This is a genomic window from Streptococcus alactolyticus, assembly GCF_012277075.1.
Taxonomy (GTDB): Bacteria; Bacillota; Bacilli; order Lactobacillales; family Streptococcaceae; genus Streptococcus; species Streptococcus alactolyticus.
Genome location: NZ_JAAXMT010000005.1, coordinates 71,242 through 94,438 on the forward strand (window position 1 = coordinate 71,242; position 23,197 = coordinate 94,438).

A 23,197-nucleotide genomic window follows, 5' to 3' on the forward strand; every position below is an offset into this window, starting at 1 on the left:
GATTTCCTCTCTTTTAAAACTGCTCAAGATATGCTATAATTAAAAGGATATACAATGAGGAGACTATCATGGAATTAGTACGGGAAAAAGAATTCGTTAACCAATATCATTATGATGCTAGAAATTTAAAATGGGAAGAAAAAAATGGTACCCCAAAGACAAACTTTGAGGTTACTTTTCAATTAGTTAATAAAGATATCGAAAATAACCAGACATCTATTGTGGCTGTCTTGCAATTTATGGTTGTGAAGGAAGAATTTGTCATTAGTGGCGTAGTTTCACAAATGATTCACATCAAAAACCGTATTGTGAACGAGCCAAGTGAATTTGAAAGAGGAGAAGTTGAAACGTTAGCAGCGCCATTATTAAACATGGTTCAACGCTTAACCTACGAAGTCACTGAGATTGCTTTAGACCGTCCTGGAGTGAAATTGGAGTTTAGAAATTAATGAAATTAGCAGTTATTACTGATACAACCGCTGTCTTGTCGGATGATATCAAGCAAAAAGAAAATCTTTTTATCTTAGATATTCCTATTACGTTTGAAGGGGAAACCTATGTGGAAGGGAAAAACTTGAGCTTAGATGAGTTTTACCATCGCATGGCCCATTCTCCAACGCTGCCACACACAAGTCAGCCAAGTTTAGCCAAATTGGATGAGATTTTAACGCAGCTGGTTTCAGACGGTTATACACACGTGATTGGCTTGTTCTTATCTTCTGGTATTTCAGGCTTTTGGCAAAACATTCAATTTTTTATTGAAGACCACCCAGAACTGACGATTGCCTTTCCAGACAGTAAGATTACGTCAGCACCGCTTGGCTGCATGGTGAAGAACCTTTTAAAATGGGGAGAGGAAGAACTTGCTTTTGAGGCTATTTTAGAGAAATTGCAGCAACAAATTGATGGAACAGGTGCTTTTATCATGGTTGATGATTTGAATCACTTGGTAAAGGGCGGACGTTTGTCAAATGGTTCGGCTTTGATTGGTAATTTGTTGAGCATTAAGCCAATTCTCTACTTTAACGACGGCATTATCGAAGTGTTTGAAAAGGTGAGAACAGAGAAAAAAGCCATCAAGCGTCTTGTAGAAGTCTTGACAGAAAAGACAGCAAATGGTCAGTATGAAGTCTTTATTATCCATACGCGTGCTGAAGAAAAAGCGCAACATTTCTACCAAACCTTGTGTGACAATCATTTCGGCCACCAACTTGAAATTGTTGGTTTTGATGCTGTTATTGCGACTCACTTAGGTGAAGGTGCTGTTGCCTTTGGTTTCACGCCAATTGTTTAAAACGTTTTAATGTTAGGGGAGGACTATTTTGGGGATTAAAGTTATTGTTGCAGGTTTCAGAGGGAGAATGGGTTCTGCGGCTGTGAATATGGTCAAAGAAGATGAAGACCTTATCTTGTCAGCCTTGTTAGACCCATTTGCGAAGGACACTGAGGTAGATGGGGTGCCTGTTTTTACAGATAAATCACAGCTTATTGGCTTTGATGCGGATGTTTGGATTGACTTTACCACACCAGCCGTGGCTTATGACAATACCCGCTTTGCTTTAGAACATGGGTTTGCTCCTGTGGTTGGGACAACTGGATTTACAGAAGATGAAATTGTAGAATTGATTGCCCTGTCTGAAGACAAAAAAATCGGTGGTTTGATTGCGCCTAATTTTGCCATTGGAGCTATTTTGCTGATGGAATTCGCGGCTAAAGCAGCCAAATACTTCCCTGACCTTGAAATTATTGAGTTGCACCATGACAATAAAAAGGATGCACCGTCTGGAACAGCCATTAAAACGGCAGAATTGATTCGTGAAGTTCGCCAGCCTAAGCAACAAGGGGCAGCTGATGAGATGGAAAGCCTTAAGGGTGCGCGTGGTGCTGAATTTGATGGCTTCCGCATTCACAGTGTGCGTCTACCTGGTTTGGTGGCGCATCAAGAAGTGATTTTTGGGGCTCAGGGCGAAGGATTGACCTTGCGTCATGATTCGTATGACCGCAAATCCTTCATGAGTGGTGTTAATATTGGAGTAAGAGCAGTTGTAAAACGAGATAAACTCGTTTATGGTTTGGAAAAATTATTATGAAATTAAATAATTTGCCTTCTGAATTTCAGGAGGCTTTACCTGTCTTAAAGAAAATTCGTGAAGCTGGTTATGAGGCCTATTTTGTTGGAGGAAGTGTGCGTGATGCCCTCCTCAATCGTCCTATTCATGACGTGGATATTGCTACTAGTGCTTATCCTGAGGAAACCAAGACCATCTTTGCTAGGACGATTGATATCGGGATTGAGCATGGGACGGTCTTGGTATTAGAAGATAGTGGTGAATATGAAATCACCACCTTCCGAACAGAAGATGTCTATGTGGATTACCGCAGACCGAGCAGCGTTTCCTTTGTGCGTTCCTTGGAAGAAGATTTGAAACGCCGTGATTTTACAGTAAATGCCTTTGCCTTGAACGACGAAGGAAATGTGATTGATAAATTTGATGGTCTGGCTGACTTGAAAGCCAAGCTTTTGCGAGCAGTAGGAAACCCTGCTGAACGTTTTAACGAAGATGCTTTGCGCATCATGCGTGGTTTTCGTTTTGCAGCCAGCCTTGATTTTAACATTGAAGCAAATACCTTTGCTGCTATGGCCTCTCATGCACCTTTGCTTGAAAAAATTTCAGTAGAGCGCTCTTTTATTGAATTTGATAAGCTTTTGTTGGCACCGTTTTGGCGAAAAGGGATTACAGCTATGTTGGCCAGTCAGGCCCAAAAATACTTGCCACATTTGGAAGAAGCACATGAAAATCTACAAGGCTTGTTGGATCATTTGGCTGAGGACTATCATTTCAAAAGCTCTGAGCAAGCTTGGGCAGCTCTGCTATTGTCCCTAGACATTACCGATAGTCGTGCTTTCTTGAGATCTTGGAAAACGTCAACGCAGTTTCAGAAAGATGTTGAAACCATTGTGACTATTTACCGTGCGCGTTTGCAATCTTCTTTGGATAAAAAACAGGTTTATCGTTATGGAAAAGATTTGATTGAGCAGGCTGAGGATTTACGAATTGGGTTTGGCTTGCCAGTTGATATTGAGCGCATCGAGCGTTTGGACGAGGCATTGACTATTCATGACAAACATGAAATTGTGGTTAATGGTAGCATTTTAATCAAAGAAATGGCTTATAAACCAGGACCAGACCTAGGACGTACCTTGAAACAGGTTGAGGACGCGATTGTACTAGGCGAGTTGGCCAACGATAAAGCAGCGATTCTGGAATGGATTAGAGAGGCGAGTAAATGAGTGACTTTATTGTAGAACATTTAACAAAATCAGTCGGTGACAAGACGGTTTTTCGTGATATTTCCTTTATCATGCACGATTATGACCGTATTGGGATTATTGGGGTCAATGGAACAGGTAAAACGACGCTGCTGGATGTGATTTCAGGTCGACTTGGTTTTGATGGAGATGTTTCTCCATTTTCAGCTAAAAATGGTTATAAAATCGCTTATTTGACCCAAGAACCTGATTTTGATGATAACAAAACGATTTTGGACACGGTGTTATCATCTGATTTGCGGGAAATGGCTTTGATTAAAACCTATGAGCAATTGATGGCAGACTATAACGAATCCAACCAAGCTCAGCTAGAAAAAGTCATGGCAGAAATGGATTCTCTTGATGCTTGGACCATTGAAAGCGAAGTCAAAACGGTCTTGACCAAGTTAGGCTTGCATGATTTGTCGCAAAAAGTCGGTGATTTGTCTGGTGGGCTCCGTCGCCGTGTGCAAATGGCTCAGGTCCTCTTGAATGATGCGGACTTATTGTTATTGGACGAACCAACCAACCACTTGGATATTGATACCATTGCTTGGTTGACGCAATTTCTGAAGAACAGCAAGAAAACCGTGCTCTTTATCACCCACGACCGCTATTTCTTGGATAATGTGGCAACGCGTATTTTTGAGTTGGCTGATAGTCAATTGACGGAATATCAGGGAAATTACCAAGATTATGTGCGCTTGCGTGCGGAGCAAGATGAGCGTGATGCAGCAACCTTGCATAAGAAAAAACAACTTTACAAGCAAGAATTAGCCTGGATGCGGACTCAGCCGCAAGCACGTGCAACCAAGCAACAAGCCCGTATCAATCGTTTTAATGACTTAAAAGCTGATTTATCAGGTACTAAGCAGTCCAGCGAAATGGAAATTCATTTTGAAACCAGCCGTATTGGTAAAAAGGTTATCGAATTTAAGGATGTTTCATTTGCTTACCCCAATAAACCAATTTTGCAGGACTTTAATTTGTTGGTGCAAAACAAGGACCGTATTGGGATTGTGGGTGACAATGGTGTTGGAAAGTCAACCTTACTCAACCTTATCAATGGTGATTTGCAGCCAACTAGCGGTCAACTGGACATTGGGGAAACCGTCCGCATTGGTTATTTCTCGCAATTGATAAAAGACATAGATGAGAATAAACGCGTGATTAATTACCTGCAAGAAGTAGCAGATGAGGTGAAAACGAGCGTTGGGACAACGAGCATCACGGAATTGCTGGAGCAATTTTTATTCCCTCGCTCAACACACGGAACCTTGATTTCAAAATTATCAGGTGGTGAAAAGAAGCGCCTGTATCTGCTTAAGATTTTGATTGAAAAGCCTAATGTCTTGTTACTTGACGAACCGACTAATGATCTTGATATTGCAACTTTGACTATTCTTGAAAATTTCTTGCAAACATTTTCGGGACCTGTTATCACAGTGAGCCACGATCGCTACTTCCTTGACAAAGTAGCCAATAAAATTCTCGCTTTTGAAAATGGTCAAGTGCGTGCCTTTTTCGGTAATTACACCGATTATTTGGACGAAGAGGCTTTTGAAGAAAATGTAGCGACTGAGCAAGCTAAGAAGGCAGCTGCACCCAAAGCAGAAAAAGAAAAAACGAAGAAAAAACGCATGTCTTACTTTGAAAAACAAGAATGGGAAACCATCGAAGATGAGATTGCCAAATTAGAAGAAGACATCGAAACCATCGAAACTCAAATGCAAGAAAATGCCAGCGATTATGGCAAATTAGCAGAACTGCAACGCTCGCTAGATGCTGCCAATGAAACCTTGCTGGAAAAATACGAACGTTATGAGTATTTAAGTGACTTAGCCGAGTAAACGTTCATACGTTTGCTTGCTAGAGTGCTGTTGAAGGAAAAATAAAAGAGGAAGGATAAGAGCTATGAAACTCATTTGGACTTATTTGAAAAAATATCCCAAATGGCTTGTTTTGGACGTCTTTGGTGCCTTGGCATTTGTCTTGGTTAACCTTGGTTTGCCAACAGCCTTGGCGCGTATGATTGACCAAGGGATAACGGCAAATGACCGACAGCAAGTTTACTTTTGGGCAATGATTATGTTTGCGATTGTTGTTATTGGGGTGATTGGTAGAATTACCTTAGCTTATGCGGCTGGGAAAATCACGACAAACATGATTAAAGATATGCGTAATGATATGTATGACAAATTGCAAGAATATTCGCATTATGAGTACGAGCAAATTGGGGTGTCTTCGCTGGTGACTCGGATTACCAGTGACGCCTTTATTTTGATGCAGTTTGCTGAACAATCGTTGCGTATCGGGGTGGTGACACCTTTGATGATGATTTTCAGTGTGGCCATGATTTTAATCACCAGCCCATCTTTGGCTTGGATTGTCGCTGTTGCTATTCCCCTTTTGATTTTGGTTGTCTATTACGTTGCTCTTAAAACACGACCATTATCTGAAAAACAACAAGCAACGCTAGATAAAATCAACCAGTATGTTCGTGAAAACCTCACAGGCTTGCGTGTTATCCGCGCCTTTGCTCGTGAAGAATTCCAAGAAGAACGTTTTGACCAAAAAAACGAAGAATACAAGGATATTTCAAGTCGCTTGTTCAAGCTCACAGGTTTGACAGAACCTTTATTTGTGCAAATTATTGTTGCTATGATTGTGGCTATTGTGTGGTTTGCCCTTAATCCGCTTGGTAAAGGAAATCTACAAATTGGTGATTTGGTTGCCTTTATCGAGTACAGTTTCCATGCCTTGTTCTCTTTCTTGATGTTTGCTAATCTTTTTACCATGTATCCCAAAGTCGTGGTTTCTAGCGAACGGATCACAGAAGTGATGGATATGCCTATTTCGATCAATCCAAATGAAAATGGCGTGACAACAACTGATAAGAGAGGTTATTTAGAATTTGACAAGGTCACTTTTGCTTATCCTGGAGAAACCGAAAGCCCAGTACTAAAAGACATTTCCTTTAAAGCCAAGCCAGGTGAAACGGTTGCCTTTATTGGTTCGACAGGTTCTGGAAAATCATCCTTGGTTAATTTGATTCCACGTTTTTATGACGTGACTTTGGGCCGTATTTTGGTGGATGGCGTGGACGTTCGCGATTACCAGCTCAAGGCCTTGCGTCAAAAAATCGGCTTCATTCCACAAAAAGCGCTGCTCTTTACAGGAACGATCGAGGAAAATCTTAAATATGGGAAAGTGGATGCCAGCACTTTTGAATTGCAAGAAGCGGCGGAAGTGGCTCAGGCGAAAGACTTCATCGAAAGCAAGGACGAGCGTTACCAAACCCACCTTGCAGAAGGCGGAAGCAACTTGTCAGGTGGTCAAAAACAACGTTTGTCTATTGCGCGTGCGGTGGTCAAAAAACCAGATATTTACATCTTTGACGACTCTTTCTCTGCTTTGGACTATAAAACCGATGCGCAATTACGTGCACGCTTGAAAGAAGTCACGCAAGATGCGACAGTTTTGATTGTGGCACAACGTATCGGAACCATCATGGACGCAGACCACATCATTGTCTTGGATAATGGTGAAATTGTTGGACGTGGTACACACGATGAATTGATGAAAACCAATGACATTTATCGTGAAATTACCAATTCCCAACTGAAAAATATGGATGAAATGGGAGGAGAATAAGGATGAAACAACGTAATGCTTTTCTACGCTTGTGGGATTACCTTAGGCATTATAAAGGAGCGCTCTTTTTTGCCATCTTCCTAAAAGTGCTCAGTAGTGTGATGAGCGTGCTAGAACCTTTTGTTCTCGGTTTGGCTATCACCGAATTGACAGCTAACCTCATCGATATGGCAAAAGGGATTCCAGGTGCGCACATCGATACCACCTACATTGGCGTGATTTTGGTGCTCTACTTCCTGCGCGGCTTGCTTTACGAATTGGGCAGTTATGGGTCAAGCTACTTTATGACCAATGCGGTGCAAAATAGTATCCGTGATTTGCGTCATGATTTGAGTGAAAAAATTAATAAAGTCCCCGTTTCTTACTTTGATAATCAACAATTTGGGAATGTCTTGGGGCGTTTCACATCGGATATCGAAACCGTTTCAAATGCCCTTCAACAAAGTTTCTTGCAGATTATCAATGCCTTTTTAACCATTATTTTGGTTATTGCTATGGTGCTCTACCTCAACTGGCAATTGGCGATGATCGTGATTGTCATGATTCCAATCACTTATGTCAGTGCTCAGTTCATCTTGAAAAAATCGCAACCTTATTTCAAGAAACAAGCCGATGCTCTTGGTGATATGAATGGTTTTGTTCAAGAAAATCTAACAGGTTTTAATGTCTTGAAGTTGTACGGACGTGAAGAAATTTCAAGTGAGGAATTCCGTGAGATTACGCAAAACTTGCAAGAAGTCGGCTTTAAAGCCAGCTTTATTTCAGGGATAATGATGCCTGTGCTTAGTGCCATTTCAGATATGGCTTACTTGATTATCGCAGCAATTGGTGCCCTTCAAGTGCTTTCAGGAACTTTGACAATTGGTAATATGCAGGCCTTTGTGCAATACGTTTGGCAAGTTAGCCAACCCGTCCAAACCATCACTCAGCTAGCTAGCGTTCTTCAAAGTGCCAAATCATCTTTAGACCGTATCTTTGAAGTGTTGGATGAACCTGATGAAGTGTCACAAGTCACAGAACATTTGACACATGATTTGACAGGACAAGTCAGCTTTGAAAATGTGTCTTTCCAATATGTTGCAGACAAGCCTTTGATTCAAAACTTTAATCTGGAGGTCAAACCAGGTGAAATGGTTGCCATCGTTGGTCCGACAGGTGCTGGTAAGACGACCTTGATTAACCTTTTGATGCGTTTTTACGATGTGACTGGTGGTTCTATCAAAATCGACGGGCATGATATTCGTAATCTCTCTCGTCAAGAATACCGCAAACAATTTGGAATGGTTTTGCAAGACGCTTGGCTCTACGAGGCTAGCATTAAGGAAAACCTTCGCTTTGGTAATTTAGAGGCGACGGATGAGGAAATTGTTGCGGCTGCCAAGGCTGCCAACGTTGACCATTTCATTCGGACCTTGCCAGGTGGCTACAACATGGAGATGAACCAAGAATCAACCAACGTTTCCTTGGGGCAAAAACAATTGTTGACCATTGCGCGTGCCTTGCTCGCTGACCCTAAAATTCTTATCTTGGACGAAGCGACTTCATCAGTTGATACACGCTTGGAATTGCTTATCCAAAAAGCCATGACGAATTTGATGGAAGGACGCACTAGCTTTGTCATTGCCCACCGTTTGTCAACGATTCAAGAGGCTGATAAGATTTTGGTGTTAAATAACGGTCAAATTATCGAACAAGGAAACCATGAAAGCCTACTTGCCGCCAAAGGTTTCTACTATGATTTGTACAACAGTCAATTTAGCAAGAGCAGTTAATTGACAATCCCCATTGAATATCTGCTTGAAAGATGTTATCATAGATACTGTTATTATAACGATGTTTGGGAAAAGCCATCGCTAAAAAAAACCAGCTCTATGACTGATATTAGCGCTCCTATGGACTTTTTCATAGGGGCTTTTTTTGACCCAAATATCTTAGAAAAGATAGAGGAGAATGGACATGAAACGCCAATCAGCCCTTGTTGTTTTTAGTGGAGGACAAGACTCCACCACTTGTTTATTTTGGGCACTAAAACACTACGAACACGTTGAAGCAGTAACCTTTAATTATGGTCAACGACACAGTTTAGAAATTGAAGTCGCAAAGCAGATTGCCAAAGAACAAGGGGTCAAGCACCACTTGTTGGATATGTCTTTGTTGGGACAATTAACAGAAAATGCGCTGACACGCGACATTGCAATTGAAAATTCTGAGGATGACCTGCCAAATACATTTGTGGATGGCAGAAATCATTTGTTCTTATCTTTTGCTGCAGTTCTTGCGAAAGGGCTTGGGATTACTGACATTGTGACAGGTGTTTGCGAAACGGATTTTTCAGGTTATCCTGATTGTCGCGATTCCTTTGTCAAATCCCTCAACGTGACCTTGAATTTGGCTATGGCTTATGATTTTGTTATTCAGACACCCTTGATGTGGCTGGATAAATCAGAAACCTGGGAATTGGCTGACCAACTAGGAAAATTTGAGTACGTGCGTGACCATACCTTGACTTGCTACAACGGTATCAAAGGTAGTGGTTGTGGGGAATGCCCAGCCTGCCACCTTCGCCAAGCAGGCCTAGAGCAATATCTGGCTAGAAGAGGTGAGGCTTAATGTTTCAAATACCAACAGAAGTAAAAACCCAAACGGGTGAATCTTTGGTTTATTGCCCTCGCCGTGTCTGCGTATCTAAAGAATTTACCTTTGATGCTGCCCATCATTTATTTGACTATGAGGGGAAATGCAAAGCCCTACACGGACATACTTATCACTTGCAAATAGCGGTATCAGGTTTTTTAGACCATCGTGGCATGGCGGTGGATTTTGGGGATTTGAAAGCCATTTACAAAACGCACTTGGAACCCTATCTCGACCACCGTTACCTCAACGAAAGTTTGCCTTACATGAACACAACAGCAGAAAACATGGTGTACTGGATTTTCAAACAAGTTCAGACCCATTTGCCGACAGAACGCGATATAAGACTAGAATCTGTGCGTCTGTATGAAACGCCAACCTCTTTTGCAGAATTTAGAAGGGAGTGGGATAAGGATGTCAAAACGACCGCTGACACTACCCATTCTTGAGATTTTTGGTCCCACCTTTCAAGGAGAGGGGCGAGCAATTGGGCAAAAGACCATGTTTGTGCGAACAGGAGGATGTGATTACCACTGTGCTTGGTGTGATTCTGCCTTTACTTGGGATGGTTCCGAAAAACCTAGACGCATGACGGCTGATGAAGTCATTGCTGCATTGGACCAACTGGGGCAATATGATTATGTGACCTTGTCAGGTGGTAATCCTTGCTTGCTGGCAGCCAATATGGCAGAATTGGTGGCTAAATTAAAAGCCAGAGGAGTGACCTTAGCTGTTGAAACGCAAGGTTCTCGCTGGCAAGATTGGTTAAAAGATATTGACCAAGTAACTCTGAGCCCAAAACCACCTTCAAGTCAGATGACTGTCCAATTGGACACCTTAGATTTTATTGTGTCACAACTAGACAAAGACCAAGTTACCTTTAAAATTCCTGTCTTTGATGAAGCCGATTTGGCTTTTGCCAAAGCCATTCAAAAACGTTACCAGCCTGATGTTTTGTATTTATCAGCAGGCAATCCCGAGCCAAATGCTAGTGGCAATATTGTGGAGCACCAATTGGTTCGTTTAAAGCAACTATGGGATAGTGTGGCCAAAGACCCAGATTGGCAAAGCGTATGCGTCTTGCCCCAATTACACACCTTATTATATGACAACCAACGAGGCGTTTAAAAAGGAGCTAACATGACAAAAACAGATGAAATGAAAGATTTAACCCTTTTGGGCAATCAAAAAACAGACTACATTTACGAATACGACCCAAATATTTTGGAGGCTTTTGATAACCGCCATGTCGATAACGACTATTTTATCAAATTCAATTGCCCCGAATTCACGTCGCTGTGCCCTATGACTGGCCAGCCAGATTTTGCGACCATTTACTTTTCTTATATTCCTGACCAACGTTGCGTGGAATCAAAATCGCTGAAACTCTACCTATTTAGCTACCGCAATCATGGGGATTTTCATGAAAATTGCATCAATACCATTGGTAAGGATTTGATTGCGCTCTTGGAACCACGCTACCTTGAGGTTTGGGGAAAATTCACCCCACGTGGAGGCTTGTCGATTGACCCTTACTTTAATTATGGTAAACCAGGTACTAAGTATGAAAAAATGGCAGAGTACCGCTTGATGAATCACGACCTGTATCCTGAAACCATTGACAATCGTTAAAAACATAAAAAAGAACCTACTAACAGGTTCTTTTTAAGTATTTGGGGCTAGATACGGAATGAAAAGGCAATGCCTGACGCGCCGACTGCTATGAGCAAAAGTCCAGTCAAACGTCCGATGAAAATCGCAGACAATGTTGGGTTAAAGAGTAGGAAAATACCAAGGAAGATAGCCAAAATCGCAGAGCTTAGGAAACGATTGGCATCGTAAAAACCAGCTTTTCGCATTTGAATCCCACCGACCAAGCGAAGGAATCCACTAATTAAAATCCAATAAGCAGCAACCGTAATCACTACATTTGAGAGTGAAAAGGCAGAACTTGATAATAAAATAATCCCAAACACAATGGATAAGATGCTTTGCAACAAGTACCAAAATTGTCGTTCGACGCTATTGGTGTACATGATGAGGCTGGTTAACCCTGACATAAAGACCAAAAAAGCGATAATCCAACCAATCATAGCAGTTGTCGTAAAAGGACGGACAAAAAGCCAAATCCCAATCAGTAAGGCAATCACACCTGACCATAATGAAAGACGTTTCATAAAAGACCTCCTCGTTCGTTACCCTTATAGTACCATATTTTTAGCAAAAGGAAAAGGAAGCTGCTAAAGAATATCAACTATTTGCCAATCATTTGGATTTTCGGTGATTTTAAAGTCTCTTTTGTAAAGAGAATGCAAAAAAGAACGTAAATACTTGACAATAATTTTCAGAAAATTTTATAATATTCATATAGTCATTTTGTTTGATTATAATCTAAATTCCGGAGGAATAGATATGACAACAGGTAAAGCCTATGTAACAAGTGTCTTTGAAAAAGTCAAAGCACAAAATGCTCATGAACCAGAATTTTTGCAAGCCGTTGGAGAAGTGTTTGAATCACTTGTTCCCGTGTTTGATAAATATCCAAAATACATTGACGAAAATCTTCTCGAACGTTTGGTTGAACCAGAACGCATCGTTTCATTCCGTGTGCCTTGGGTAGATGACCAAGGTCATGTTCAGGTTAACCGTGGTTACCGCGTGCAATTCTCATCAGCGATTGGTCCATACAAAGGTGGTCTTCGTTTCCACCCATCTGTTAACCAATCAATCATCAAATTCCTTGGTTTTGAACAAATCTTCAAAAACTCATTGACTGGCCAACCAATTGGTGGTGGTAAAGGTGGTTCAAACTTTGACCCTAAAGGAAAATCAGACAATGAAATCATGCGTTTCTGCCAAAGCTTCATGACAGAATTGAGCAAACACATTGGGGCTGATACAGATGTTCCTGCGGGTGATATCGGTGTTGGTGGACGTGAAATTGGTTACCTTTACGGTCAATACAAACGCCTTCGCAACGAATACACAGGTGTTCTAACAGGTAAAGGGTTGACTTACGGCGGTTCGCTTGCCCGTACAGAAGCGACTGGTTATGGTGCTGTTTACTTTGCAGAACAAATGTTGAAAGCACGTGGCGAAGATTTCGCTGGTAAAGTGGCTATCGTTTCAGGTTCTGGTAATGTAGCTATTTACGCGACTGAAAAACTGCAATCTCTTGGTGCTAAAGTCGTTGCCGTTTCAGATTCATCAGGTTACGTTTACGACCCAGAAGGTATTGACGTTGCTCTCTTGAAACAATTGAAAGAAGTCGAACGTGCTCGTATCGTTAAATACGCTGACGCTCGTCCAAGTGCTACTTTCACACCAGCAGGTGAAGGTTCAATTTGGTCAATCAAAGCTGACCTTGCTTTCCCATGTGCAACACAAAATGAAATTAACGAAGAAGACGCTAAAACCCTTGTTGCTAATGGCGTTATCGCTGTTACAGAAGGGGCTAATATGCCATCAACGCTTGAAGCTATCGAAGTCTTCCAAAAAGCAGGTGTGTCATTTGGTCCTGCCAAAGCAGCTAACGCTGGTGGTGTAGCCGTATCAGCGCTTGAAATGGCTCAAAACAGCCAACGCACAGCATGGTCATTTGAAGAAGTTGATGCCAAACTTTATGACATCATGAAAGGCATCTACGAAAACGCAGCAGCAGCAGCCAAAGAATTTGGTGCAGAAGGCGACCTTGTTGTTGGTGCCAACATCGCTGGTTTCCTTAAAGTGGCTGAAGCCATGTCAGCACAAGGTATCGTTTAATCAGACGATTCTACCTCTAAAGAGCTCACTTAGTGGGCTCTTTTTTTGGTATAATAATACTATCGGATAAAAGAACGATGGGAGAAAACATGATTAAAGAGATTGTAAAAGACACCTTTTTCTTGGCGCAAAAATCAGAAGACGCTACAAAAGACGATTTGTATTTAGCGCAGGACTTGCAAGATACCTTGGAAGCCAATCGTGATCAGTGTATCGGCATGGCAGCCAATATGATTGGCGTGATAAAGCGTGTGATTATTGTGAATATGGGAGTGGCAGATGTGGTGATGTTCAATCCCGTCTTGCTCAACAAATCCATTCCATTTGATACCAAAGAATCTTGCCTATCATTGTCTGGGGCTCGTCCGACACGTCGTTACCAAACCATCGAAGTGTCTTTCTTAGATAAGTACTGGCAACGTCAAACCTTGACCTTAACAGGTTTACCAGCCCAAATTTGCCAGCATGAGCTTGACCATTTGGAAGGGATTATCATCTAATAAGAAGGAGCGTGGAGCGCCATGCTCTTTTTTTCTGAAAAAATGTGAAAAAGCAACGTTTTCACTTGACAATGGTTTCCATGAGAACTATAATGTTGTTTGTTAATAAATCGTGCTTATAAATGCTTAGAGAGTGAGGAGACAATGCGCCCAAAAGATCCATTTTCACAATTTAGGGATTTTATTAATTTGATGGAAAATCGTGTCAATCATCTTGCTGCGGTGTACGGAATTGAAAAACTAGCTGGTCCACAAGGATTTGTGGTGATGTATCTTTGTGAGGATAAAGGAAAAGAAATCTTTATCAAAGACATTGAAAAGCGGTTAAACATTTCCAAATCAGTAACGAGTAACTTGATTAAACGTATGGAAAAAAATGGTTTTATCCAAGTGATTCCATCAAAAGTGGATAAGCGCTACAAACAAGTTGTTTTAACAGAATTAGGTGAATCAAAAGCGAAGGCTATCAAGGCATTTCACGATGAAATGCATGACCAAGTGTTAAAAGGGATTAGCCGAGAGGATTTGAGAACCTCTTTTCGCGTCTTTAAACAAGCTTTAAAAAATTTAGAAAAATAAGGAGTAAGGCATGTTAAAAATTTTGAAACGTTTAACGGCAAAGGAAATCACCATGCTTGTCTTTGCCATCTTATTCGTTTGCTTAAATGTGTATCTTGATTTGAAAATCCCAGATTACATGTCAACGATTACCAAGCTCTTGTCAACGCAAGGGACAAAGGCGGATGATATTTTCGCTTGGGATGTTGATTCTCCAGGGATGCGAATGATTTTGTTATCGTTTGCTAGTTTCTTATCAGCTGTTGTTGTCGGCTTTTTAGCTTCTCGTATCGCGGCAAGTTTTAGTACGAGCTTGCGAGATGACATTTTCCACAGTGTTTTGAATTTCTCTGATGCTGAAATCAAGAAATTTTCAATTCCAAGTCTTTTAACCCGTACAACCAACGATATCACACAAATTCAATTGGTATTTACCATGGGAATTCAGGTGGTTACCAAAGGACCTATCATGGCTATTTGGGCCATTACGAAGATTGCCGATAAAAACCACGAATGGCTTTGGGTATTGATTGTCGCTGTTGCAGTCATGTTCTTGATGTTGACCTTCCTACTCATTGTCGTTATGCCTAAGCAACGTATTATCCAAAAATTAACGGATAAATTGAATAGTATTACTCGTGAGTCGTTGACTGGTATTCGTGTGGTTCGTGCTTACAACGCCGAATCTTACCAAGATGGCAAATTCGCCAAAGCCAATGACGATGTAACCAATACCAACTTGTTCATCAACCGTTCAATGGCTATCTTGTCACCAGTCATGACAGCAATCTCTAGCGGAATGACTTTGGCCATTTACTGGATTGGGGCACATTTGATTGAAGATGTGGCTATTCCAAAAGATCCAACTAAAATTGCTGGTGCCATGCATGACAAAGTCGGACTTTTCTCTGATATGATCGTTTACTCATCTTATGCCATGCAAGTCGTTATGGGATTTATGATGATGATTGTCGTCTTCTTCATTTTGCCACGTGCGGTTGTCGCAGCTGGTCGTATCAATGAGGTGCTAGAAACTAAGACCTCAATTGCTTACCCTGAAGCTACTAAAGAACAACCAACTGAAAAAGGGTCTATCGAATTTGACAATGTGTCTTTCCGTTACAGCAAAACTTCAGAAGCTGTTTTGGAACACGTTTCATTCAAAGCTAAAGCTGGTGAAACGGTTGCCTTTATCGGTTCTACAGGTTCAGGTAAATCAACGCTTGTGAATTTGATTCCGCGTTTCTATGACGCTACTGAAGGAACGGTTAAAGTCGATGGTTTAGACGTTCGCCAATATGACCACGATACCTTGCATAATATTGTCGGTTATATTCCACAAAAAGCTGTCTTGTTTAGTGGTGATATCGCTTCTAATATGGACATGGGTGAAAGCCCTGAATCTCCTCTAAATGATAGCCAAATGTGGGAAGCACTAGATTTGGCACAAGGTAGAGAATTTGTGGAACGCAAAGAAGGGCAACTGAAAGCGCCTGTATCACAAGGCGGCCAAAACTTCTCTGGTGGTCAAAAACAACGTTTGGCGATTGCACGTGCTTTGGCGCGTAAACCTGAAATTATCATTTTCGATGATTCCTTCTCTGCTCTTGATTACAAGACAGACCGTATCTTACGTACTCAATTAAGAGAAAAAACAAGTCACATGACAAAATTGATTGTGGCGCAACGTATTGCAACCATTATGGACGCCGACCAAATCCTTGTTCTAGACAAAGGTCGTGTGGTTGGTCAAGGAACACACAAAGAATTGTTGGCATCTAATGAAGTTTACCGTGAAATTGCGTACTCACAATTATCTAAGGAGGAATTAGAAAATGGAAAATAAAAAGAAAACAAGTTTCTATAGTCAATTGAAACCTTATATCAAAGGTTTCAGACTTCCATTTCTCCTTGCGGTTATTGGTGCTTGTATTTCAGCCACGGTAACGGTTATCGGTCCTGATAAGCTAAAAGAAATCACCAATACCATTACCAAAGGCTTAACACCAACGGCTACTGGAACGATTCCAGGTATTGATTTGGATAAAATTGGTCATATTGCGATGACCTTGGCCATTTTGTATGGGATTGCAGCTGTTGTGGGTTACATTCAAAACTTCACTGTGGCCACTATCGTTCAACGTTTTTCACAACGTTTGCGTCGAGCTATCCAAGATAAGATTGATAATGTGCCATTGAATTATTTCGATAGCCATGCCCAAGGGGATACCTTGTCACGCGTCACAAACGACGTCGATTTGTTCGCCCAATCACTTAACCAAAGTTTAGGAACACTGGTAACATCAACGATGTTGTTGATTGGCTCAATCATCATGATGTTCTATTCAAACATCAGCATGGCCTTCACTACAATTGGTTCTGTCTTGATTGGTTTTGTCTTGGTGATCGTGATTATGGGTTCTTCACAACCCCTCTTCAAACGCCAACAAAATAACCTAGCTGCCATTAACGGTTATGTCGAAGAAATTTATTCTGGTCATAACGTGATAACAAGCTACAATGCAGCAGAAGAAGTGAGCGAATCCTTTAAAGAATTGAACCAAAACCTTTACAAATCAATGTGGCAATCACAATTCTTATCAGGTATTATGATGCCTTTGATGATTTTCATTGGTAACTTTGGTTACGTTATGGTCTGTGTCGTTGGTGCGGTCAAAGTTATCAACGGTGACCTAAACATGGGTGACGTTGTTGCCTTCATGACTTATGTGCGTATCTTCTCACAACCCCTTTCTCAAATCGCTCAAGCCTTCACCCAATTGCAATCAGCTATTGCCGCTATGGGACGTGTCTTTGATTTCCTTGGCGAAGAAGAAATGGAAGACGATTCTGATAAGAAACGTCAACTTAACCATGTGAAAGGTGAAGTCGCTTTTGATAATGTTTTCTTTGGTTACTCTAAAGATAAAACCATTATTCATGACTTTTCAGCTGTGGCAAAACCTGGTCAAAAAGTTGCGATTGTTGGACCAACAGGTGCTGGTAAAACTACCATTGTTAACTTGTTGATGAAATTCTACAACATTGATAAAGGTCGCATCAGTATTGACGGCGTGGATACGCGTTTGATGTCACGTGAAGAAGTGCATGACCAATTCTCAATGGTGCTTCAAGACACTTGGTTGTTTGAAGGAACTATTAAGGAAAACTTGGTTTATAACCAAGAAAACATCACTGATGCGCAAGTCATTGCAGCAGCTAAGGCTGTTGGTGTGCACCACTTTATCATGACCTTGCCAGACGGTTACGACACTTATTTGGATGATTCCGTAACGCTTTCAATCGGTCAAAAACAATTGTTGACCATTGCGCGTTCTCTGTTGAAAGATGCTCCATTGCTTATTTTGGACGAAGCCACATCTTCAGTTGATACACGTACTGAAGAATTGATTCAAAAAGCTATGGATAAATTGATGGAAGGACGCACATCATTTGTGATCGCTCACCGTCTATCAACCATTAAAAATGCCGATTTGATTCTCGTGATGAAAGATGGTAATATCATCGAACAAGGTAACCACGATGAATTGATGGAACAAGGTGGCTTCTATTCAGATCTTTACAATTCACAATTTGAAGTCGCTTAATAGACAGGAAAAATCAGACGTAGCTCTGGTTTTTCTTTTTTGTCTGATGCCAAAACCAAATAGTTGACGCAAGTGGAGGTCTGTACCATAATTGGTAGCGTCATGAAAGCCGTTTCAGATACTACCAATTTATCTTTTTGCCATACCAAAAAATGTTATTGCAAGAGAGATTGTGGTATGCTGATACTGTTATGGAAACTTATCGGAAAGTTAGTAGGAAAAGCCAATGATTCAAGACATTATCACCTATTTTGTAAATAATGGTCAGACGTATTTAACTTATGTCGGGCAGCATTTGAGCTTGAGTATCGAAGCTCTGGTACTGGCTTGTGTGCTGGCGCTTCCTCTGGCTTATTTTTCTTATGAAAAGCCTTGGGTCCAGCAGGTATCAACCCTTTTGACGCAAGGTTTGCGGGTTATTCCTAGCCTTGGGATATTGTTTATTCTCATTCCTTTTATCGGAGTGGGGCGGCTGCCTGCCTTAATTGCTTTGGTTATTCTGGGTATTCCTCCCATTTTGCTGCAGACCATTATCGGTTTTGAATCGGTGTCGGACACTCTAGTGAAAACAGCGCTTGGACGTAGCATCAAAGGAAAAACGGCTGAATTATTTTGGTTAGCTTGTAAAGAAGGGGCTTATTTCGGTGGTTGCGATGTGCAAACAGTACGTTTAGCCGGCCGAATTGGTCGTAACATCGGTTTTGCTTTTCAAATCTATGATGATATCCTAGACTATACTGCTGATCAGGATAAACTTAAAAAGCCAGTGCTTGAAGACTTAGGACAAGGCATCTATACCTTACCGCTACTTTTAGCCAAACAACAAAATCCTGAAGCATTGATTCCTTATCTATGTAAACAATCAGCGATTACTCCTGATGAGATTACTGAGGTCGCAAAGCTAGTTGTTCAATTAGGAGGCGTAGAGCAAGCAAAACAAATGGCTCAGGCTTTCACTCAAAAAGCTTTGATCGATATTAAAAAATTACCAAATTCTCCAGCCAAAGATTGCATTCAACAATTAACTTTACAATTATTACAGCGTCAATATTAACTTTAATCGTAAAGTAGCTTGGCTATTTTACGATTATTTATTATATATAGTCCGTTTTTATAAGAATTCCTATTCTAAAATATTCTTTCTGAATATATTCCCTCCATTCATTCATTTTTTTTATTAATCCAATGCTTTATTTTGGATATTTTTTTTATTTGGTTGTATAATACAACAGAAAGTTGTATAATACAACAGAAGATTAATTGACTTCAATCAATCTTCTATTGATATCTCATTGATTCTCTTAATTATTGAATAAATCATTTTATATGTTATTCTCTAAAAATAAAATATTCACAAAAAAGGAGGTCTGTTATCATTTTTAAGAGATCAATGTTTTATAAATAAATATTGAGGTGATAATTTATGACAAAAGTGTCTAAAGGTAGTAAACATTTAATTATTTTTGCTTGTATGCTATTACAAGCCATTCCTTATGGCATTGCACAAAACATCCCTCCATTATTCATTCACTATTTAGAGAAAGAATATCATTTTAGTGTCCAAAGTGTTGGTTATATTTTTATGATTGGCGCTTTAGCAGCATCATTAATTTCACCAATGGCTGGTAAAATGTATAGTAAATTTCCAGTCAAGCTAATGATGTTAGGTGGATTAATTTTGTCTGCTTGTGGAGTTATGTTAAACGCAGTTTCAAGCAAATTATGGATGTTTTTAGTAGCAAATGCAATTACTCAAATAGGAACTGTTACGTTTTCAGGTTTAGGGGTACCGTTTTTAATCGCTACTTGGTTTGATGAAAAATCTAAAGCTAGCGCACTAGGAATTGCCTTTGCAGGTGGTTCTATCGGGAATTTCTTCTTACAACCTATCGTAACCAACCTACTCAATCATTATGAATTACATAAAGTCTATTTCATGTGTGCATTGGCTTCCTTGGTTGTTGGGGTACTTGTTGGTGTGCTTTTAATCCATCCTAACAAACAACCTATCGAATCTAGTGCTACCAAACAATCAACTGATTCTTCTAAAGACTCAAAAATCTCTACAAATCAATCTGTTCCCCAAGGTACCCATCCTGCTAATACTCAAACCGGTATCGGCTATAAAAAAACTACCCAACAAAAAAGTTTTTGGGCATTATCTTGTTTTTATTTAATTATAGGATTAGCTATTTCTGCTCTTTCCAGTCAATATGCAAACTTTTTCGCTTCTATTCATATCAATACTACCTTAATTGGTACGATTGGCTCTACGTTTGCCATTGCTTGTTTGGTTGGAAATGTTGGCGGAGGTTTCTTATTCTCAAAAATTGGTGTACGCAACGCCATGTTTTTAGCCTTTATTTTACAACTAGTTACCGTTATCTTGCTAATTGCTAGTATTTTTATTCCTAGCATTAAAGTCTTTTCTGCATTTGCTTGGGCCGTCCTTTATGGTTTTAATGTTTACTCTTATATGAGTGCACCGGCTGTAATGATGCAAACACTCTTCGGTATGAAAGACACCAGTCAAATACTAGGTGTATTTAGTATCTTTTTTGCAGTTGGCTTTGCTTTAGGAAATATTGTATTTGGTTTCTTTGTTGATACCTTTGGCTTTACTGCAGCTTGGATTAGCATTTTATGTTATGTACTTATCGGATTTTCTGGTTTATTATTCTTCATTACCGATATTCAAAAACATAAATTTGCCGATCAAACTGCTTAATGTATAATTTTTTGAAAGGAGTGCATCATATTTATGTGTACTGGATTAAGATATGTTAACGGAGATTTTTACTTTGGACGAAATTTAGATTTAGATTACCATTTTGGCGAAGAAATCGTTATTACACCTAGAAACTATGAAATCACCTATAAAAATGAACCTTCACAAAAATCACACTATGCTTTTATCGGCGTAGCTATGGTATTAGATAATTATCCACTTTATGCCGATGCGATTAACGAAAAAGGCTTAGGCATTGCAAATTTGAATTTCCCACAGTTTTCTAAATATGCTGATGAAATCAAAGAAGGTGCCCTTAATCTTCCTCCTTATGAATTAGTGCCTTGGGTGTTAGCACAATTCTCAACTGTTAAGGAAACTAAAGCTGCCCTTAAAAATTTAAATATGGTTGATATTCCTTTTAAGCCTAATGTACCGAACACTACTTTACATTGGCTCATCGCCGACAAAGACGAAGCGATTGTCGTTGAAATTATTGACGGAAAAACCGTCATTTATGATAATCCTGTTGGCGTTTTAACTAATAGTCCTAGTTTTGATTATCATTTAATGAATTTACACAATTATCGTCATTTAAGTAGCAAACAACCTCACAATTCTTATTCTCCTGATTGGGATGCAAAACCTTTTGGCGAAGGTTTTGGTGCGATTGGTTTACCTGGTGATTGGTCACCAGCATCTAGATTAGTTAAAGCCACCTTTGTTAAAGAACATTCAGTTTGTCCGCAAGATGATGTAGCCAATGTTACACAATTCTTCCACATTTTAGATTCAGTCGCTTTTGTTCAGGGCTGTACCACTTCTGATCGAAATACTCATGATATCACTATGTATTCTTCTTGCGGAAATGCTGCTACTGGTGATTATTACTATAAAACCTATACCAACAACCAAATCTCAAAGGTTTCTATGTCAAAAGTTGATCTGGAATCTACTAAATTGTTTGTTTACCCTATGGAAGATAAACAACAATTTAGACAAGTCAATTAAGGCGTTGGCTTACTCATTTTAATTAGCTTAATCATAAATAATTGGTAAATGCAGTAAAATTTGACTTAAATAAATATCCTCTTTCAACTTCTTTACGCTGCGTGTTTTCTTCACACCTTTTTAACACGCCAAAAAAGCTTTGCGACCTACACATCGCAAAGCTTTTTTATTTCATACTAACGTAAAATATCAATTAAGTCTTTCTTAGCCGCCTCTCTAGCTGGCATTACTGAAAAGACTAAACCAATTAACGTCGAGACACCTACAGCTATACTAATAGTAAAAAAATCAATTTGAATACCAATTTTCATAATAGCGCCTATCGAATAGGCCACAACTATTCCTAAAAGGTAACCGATAATTCCACCAGTAAAGATTAACATGACGCCTTCTAATAAAAACTGGATCATAATCGAACGCTGAGTAGCTCCTAAGGCTTTTCTTATACCGATTTCTTTTGTCCGTTCAGAGACAGAAATATACATCATATTCTTTACACCTACACCGGCAATAAATAATGAGATACCTGCTACCGCCGAGATAAAGTAGGTAATGGTACTTAAAACTTTACCGATACCCTTGGTTAAGAAACTACTATCAAATGATTGATAAGTTCCCTGATTACGTAAGCTTCCTTGTTTTTTCAATTTATCCAAAATTTTCTTAGCTACTTCATCTGGTTTTGTCCCTTTATCCAATACAGCTGTTACACTAGCGGTATTTTTACTTCCTTGATAGTAACGTGAAATGGTACCATCAAACGGCGCAGTTACTGAAGTAGTAACTTTCTTACGTGTTTGCTCGACTTGGGCATTAGCATCAGAAAAATCTAAATTGGCATTATCTAGTGCTTGTTGCGCTTGATTGACCACTTCAACTTGGGCATCATAGGCTTGTTGGGCTGCATCTAATTGTGCCGATGCTTCAATTGCACTAGGATCATTGGCTGCTTGCAAACTTTGCACATTCTTTTTAGCTTGGGCTAATTGATTGGCTAGTTGGTTACGTTTTTGAACGGCACTATCTAAATTTGTCTTAGCATTGGTAATGGCTAAATTTAATTTATTTAAAGATTGAGCTTGCTCATTGGCTTGATTAGCAATCGTTGCATTTTGATAAGTAGCAATCACATCACCACTTTTAACTTGCTGGCCATTTTTTACGACAATATTTTCTAAAGTACCTAAAGAAGGATCCAGACTGAAACTGCGACTTTCCTTAGGTTCAGCCACCATCAATGCTGACGGATTAGGTCGCATTTTGTTTGATGGCTTGCGCACCATGAGTTTTCCGCCTTTGATTTGGGGCATTCTCCTCACAGTGGCTCTTTCCATCTTGGTTCAGGTTATCTTGTATTTGACCGAAGAATTATTCAAAAGTGAAGGAGTGGAGTAACCTCTCAAGCCGTTTTTGGAAAATAAGAAAGAGCACC

Annotated in this window: 21 protein-coding genes and 1 pseudogene; 20 read left to right on the forward strand and 2 right to left on the reverse strand. The window is 39.9% G+C overall.

The genetic code is table 11. From position 1 onward, the window contains the following. The first annotated feature begins 68 nt into the window (after positions 1-68). From HFK82_RS02175 to queF, 11 genes are all read left to right on the forward strand, one after another. Complete coding sequence (locus tag HFK82_RS02175) at positions 69-449, forward strand: DUF1149 family protein (protein WP_168260633.1); 381 nt, start codon at positions 69-71, stop codon at positions 447-449. Next, positions 449-1,294, forward strand: a complete 846-nt coding sequence (locus tag HFK82_RS02180; RefSeq protein WP_168260634.1) for a DegV family protein — start codon at positions 449-451, stop codon at positions 1,292-1,294. The genes HFK82_RS02175 and HFK82_RS02180 overlap by 1 nt, the downstream gene beginning before the upstream one ends. 28 nt (positions 1,295-1,322) lie before the next feature. Further along, entirely contained in the window at positions 1,323-2,090 is a 768-nt protein-coding gene (dapB, locus tag HFK82_RS02185; protein WP_168260635.1) for a 4-hydroxy-tetrahydrodipicolinate reductase, read from the forward strand. Beyond that, positions 2,087-3,292 carry a CCA tRNA nucleotidyltransferase gene (locus HFK82_RS02190; protein ID WP_168260636.1) on the forward strand — a complete coding sequence of 402 codons (1,206 nt, stop codon included), beginning with the start codon at positions 2,087-2,089 and terminating at the stop codon, positions 3,290-3,292. Before dapB ends, HFK82_RS02190 begins: the two co-directional genes overlap by 4 nt. Then, positions 3,289-5,160: an ABC-F family ATP-binding cassette domain-containing protein gene (locus HFK82_RS02195; protein ID WP_168260637.1), complete on the forward strand. Its 1,872-nt coding sequence runs from the start codon at positions 3,289-3,291 to the stop codon at positions 5,158-5,160. Before HFK82_RS02190 ends, HFK82_RS02195 begins: the two co-directional genes overlap by 4 nt. Positions 5,161-5,224: 64 nt before the next feature. Then, positions 5,225-6,964, forward strand: a complete 1,740-nt coding sequence (locus HFK82_RS02200) for an ABC transporter ATP-binding protein (protein WP_168260638.1) — start codon at positions 5,225-5,227, stop codon at positions 6,962-6,964. A 2-nt stretch (positions 6,965-6,966) separates the two neighbouring features. Then, a complete protein-coding gene (locus tag HFK82_RS02205) occupies positions 6,967-8,736 on the forward strand; it encodes an ABC transporter ATP-binding protein (protein ID WP_168260639.1) in 1,770 nt (589 codons plus the stop codon). Positions 8,737-8,920: 184 nt separating this feature from the next. Continuing rightward, positions 8,921-9,574, forward strand: coding sequence for a 7-cyano-7-deazaguanine synthase QueC (gene queC / locus HFK82_RS02210; protein WP_168260640.1), 654 nt, complete (start codon positions 8,921-8,923; stop codon positions 9,572-9,574). Then, positions 9,574-10,047: a 6-carboxytetrahydropterin synthase QueD gene (gene queD, locus HFK82_RS02215; RefSeq protein ID WP_168260641.1), complete on the forward strand. Its 474-nt coding sequence runs from the start codon at positions 9,574-9,576 to the stop codon at positions 10,045-10,047. Before queC ends, queD begins: the two co-directional genes overlap by 1 nt. Beyond that, complete coding sequence (queE, locus tag HFK82_RS02220) at positions 10,013-10,726, forward strand: 7-carboxy-7-deazaguanine synthase QueE (RefSeq protein ID WP_154454611.1); 714 nt, start codon at positions 10,013-10,015, stop codon at positions 10,724-10,726. The genes queD and queE overlap by 35 nt, the downstream gene beginning before the upstream one ends. Positions 10,727-10,738: 12 nt before the next feature. Continuing rightward, the gene (queF, locus tag HFK82_RS02225; RefSeq protein ID WP_168260642.1) at positions 10,739-11,230 is read left to right on the forward strand and encodes a preQ(1) synthase; all 492 of its coding nucleotides are present in this window, start codon (positions 10,739-10,741) and stop codon (positions 11,228-11,230) included. Between the two features lie 47 nt (positions 11,231-11,277). Here the strand turns inward: queF and HFK82_RS02230 are convergent, their stop codons facing one another. Continuing rightward, positions 11,278-11,775 carry an HdeD family acid-resistance protein gene (locus HFK82_RS02230; protein WP_168260643.1) on the reverse strand — a complete coding sequence of 166 codons (498 nt, stop codon included), beginning with the start codon at positions 11,773-11,775 and terminating at the stop codon, positions 11,278-11,280. Between the two features lie 235 nt (positions 11,776-12,010). On the opposite strand from HFK82_RS02230, the gene gdhA reads away from it, so the two are divergent. The 8 genes from gdhA (at position 12,011) to bsh (ending at position 21,765) form a co-directional block, all read left to right on the forward strand. Continuing rightward, positions 12,011-13,360, forward strand: a complete 1,350-nt coding sequence (gene gdhA, locus HFK82_RS02235) for an NADP-specific glutamate dehydrogenase (RefSeq protein WP_168260644.1) — start codon at positions 12,011-12,013, stop codon at positions 13,358-13,360. A gap of 89 nt (positions 13,361-13,449) precedes the next feature. Then, positions 13,450-13,860: a peptide deformylase gene (locus HFK82_RS02240; RefSeq protein WP_154454614.1), complete on the forward strand. Its 411-nt coding sequence runs from the start codon at positions 13,450-13,452 to the stop codon at positions 13,858-13,860. Positions 13,861-14,004: 144 nt separating this feature from the next. Next, complete coding sequence (locus tag HFK82_RS02245; protein WP_168260645.1) at positions 14,005-14,439, forward strand: MarR family winged helix-turn-helix transcriptional regulator; 435 nt, start codon at positions 14,005-14,007, stop codon at positions 14,437-14,439. A gap of 10 nt (positions 14,440-14,449) precedes the next feature. Next, positions 14,450-16,264: an ABC transporter ATP-binding protein gene (locus tag HFK82_RS02250; protein WP_168260646.1), complete on the forward strand. Its 1,815-nt coding sequence runs from the start codon at positions 14,450-14,452 to the stop codon at positions 16,262-16,264. Continuing rightward, the gene (locus HFK82_RS02255; protein WP_168260647.1) at positions 16,254-18,026 is read left to right on the forward strand and encodes an ABC transporter ATP-binding protein; all 1,773 of its coding nucleotides are present in this window, start codon (positions 16,254-16,256) and stop codon (positions 18,024-18,026) included. Before HFK82_RS02250 ends, HFK82_RS02255 begins: the two co-directional genes overlap by 11 nt. A 226-nt stretch (positions 18,027-18,252) precedes the next feature. Next, positions 18,253-19,080 carry a polyprenyl synthetase family protein gene (locus tag HFK82_RS08840; RefSeq protein WP_239472467.1) on the forward strand — a complete coding sequence of 276 codons (828 nt, stop codon included), beginning with the start codon at positions 18,253-18,255 and terminating at the stop codon, positions 19,078-19,080. Between the two features lie 369 nt (positions 19,081-19,449). After that, entirely contained in the window at positions 19,450-20,754 is a 1,305-nt protein-coding gene (locus HFK82_RS02270; RefSeq protein WP_168260648.1) for a conjugated bile salt MFS transporter, read from the forward strand. 33 nt (positions 20,755-20,787) lie between these two features. Continuing rightward, positions 20,788-21,765 carry a choloylglycine hydrolase gene (gene bsh / locus HFK82_RS02275; protein WP_168260649.1) on the forward strand — a complete coding sequence of 326 codons (978 nt, stop codon included), beginning with the start codon at positions 20,788-20,790 and terminating at the stop codon, positions 21,763-21,765. A 176-nt stretch (positions 21,766-21,941) separates the two neighbouring features. Here the strand turns inward: bsh and HFK82_RS08845 are convergent, their stop codons facing one another. Further along, positions 21,942-23,048 carry an FtsX-like permease family protein gene (locus tag HFK82_RS08845; RefSeq protein WP_240928831.1) on the reverse strand — a complete coding sequence of 369 codons (1,107 nt, stop codon included), beginning with the start codon at positions 23,046-23,048 and terminating at the stop codon, positions 21,942-21,944. On the opposite strand from HFK82_RS08845, the pseudogene HFK82_RS09185 reads away from it, so the two are divergent. After that, positions 22,993-23,160 (forward strand): annotated as a pseudogene (locus HFK82_RS09185) (ABC transporter permease); the annotation flags it as partial. The gene HFK82_RS08845 and the pseudogene HFK82_RS09185 overlap by 56 nt on opposite strands. Between the last annotated feature and the right edge of the window lie 37 nt (positions 23,161-23,197).

Bases quoted from the DNA above. Each gene is read 5' to 3' on its own strand.
- HFK82_RS02175 (WP_168260633.1), top strand. From the start codon at position 69: ATGGAATTAGTACGGGAAAAAGAATTCGTTAACCAATATCATTATGAT.
- HFK82_RS02180 (WP_168260634.1), top strand. From the start codon at position 449: ATGAAATTAGCAGTTATTACTGATACAACCGCTGTCTTGTCGGATGAT.
- HFK82_RS02190 (WP_168260636.1), top strand. From the start codon at position 2,087: ATGAAATTAAATAATTTGCCTTCTGAATTTCAGGAGGCTTTACCTGTC.
- HFK82_RS02195 (WP_168260637.1), top strand. From the start codon at position 3,289: ATGAGTGACTTTATTGTAGAACATTTAACAAAATCAGTCGGTGACAAG.
- HFK82_RS02200 (WP_168260638.1), top strand. From the start codon at position 5,225: ATGAAACTCATTTGGACTTATTTGAAAAAATATCCCAAATGGCTTGTT.
- HFK82_RS02205 (WP_168260639.1), top strand. From the start codon at position 6,967: ATGAAACAACGTAATGCTTTTCTACGCTTGTGGGATTACCTTAGGCAT.
- queC (WP_168260640.1), top strand. From the start codon at position 8,921: ATGAAACGCCAATCAGCCCTTGTTGTTTTTAGTGGAGGACAAGACTCC.
- queD (WP_168260641.1), top strand. From the start codon at position 9,574: ATGTTTCAAATACCAACAGAAGTAAAAACCCAAACGGGTGAATCTTTG.
- queE (WP_154454611.1), top strand. From the start codon at position 10,013: ATGTCAAAACGACCGCTGACACTACCCATTCTTGAGATTTTTGGTCCC.
- queF (WP_168260642.1), top strand. From the start codon at position 10,739: ATGACAAAAACAGATGAAATGAAAGATTTAACCCTTTTGGGCAATCAA.
- HFK82_RS02230 (WP_168260643.1), bottom strand. From the start codon at position 11,775: ATGAAACGTCTTTCATTATGGTCAGGTGTGATTGCCTTACTGATTGGG.
- gdhA (WP_168260644.1), top strand. From the start codon at position 12,011: ATGACAACAGGTAAAGCCTATGTAACAAGTGTCTTTGAAAAAGTCAAA.
- HFK82_RS02240 (WP_154454614.1), top strand. From the start codon at position 13,450: ATGATTAAAGAGATTGTAAAAGACACCTTTTTCTTGGCGCAAAAATCA.
- HFK82_RS02245 (WP_168260645.1), top strand. From the start codon at position 14,005: ATGCGCCCAAAAGATCCATTTTCACAATTTAGGGATTTTATTAATTTG.
- HFK82_RS02250 (WP_168260646.1), top strand. From the start codon at position 14,450: ATGTTAAAAATTTTGAAACGTTTAACGGCAAAGGAAATCACCATGCTT.
- HFK82_RS02255 (WP_168260647.1), top strand. From the start codon at position 16,254: ATGGAAAATAAAAAGAAAACAAGTTTCTATAGTCAATTGAAACCTTAT.
- HFK82_RS08840 (WP_239472467.1), top strand. From the start codon at position 18,253: ATGATTCAAGACATTATCACCTATTTTGTAAATAATGGTCAGACGTAT.
- HFK82_RS02270 (WP_168260648.1), top strand. From the start codon at position 19,450: ATGACAAAAGTGTCTAAAGGTAGTAAACATTTAATTATTTTTGCTTGT.
- bsh (WP_168260649.1), top strand. From the start codon at position 20,788: ATGTGTACTGGATTAAGATATGTTAACGGAGATTTTTACTTTGGACGA.
- HFK82_RS08845 (WP_240928831.1), bottom strand. From the start codon at position 23,048: ATGGTGCGCAAGCCATCAAACAAAATGCGACCTAATCCGTCAGCATTG.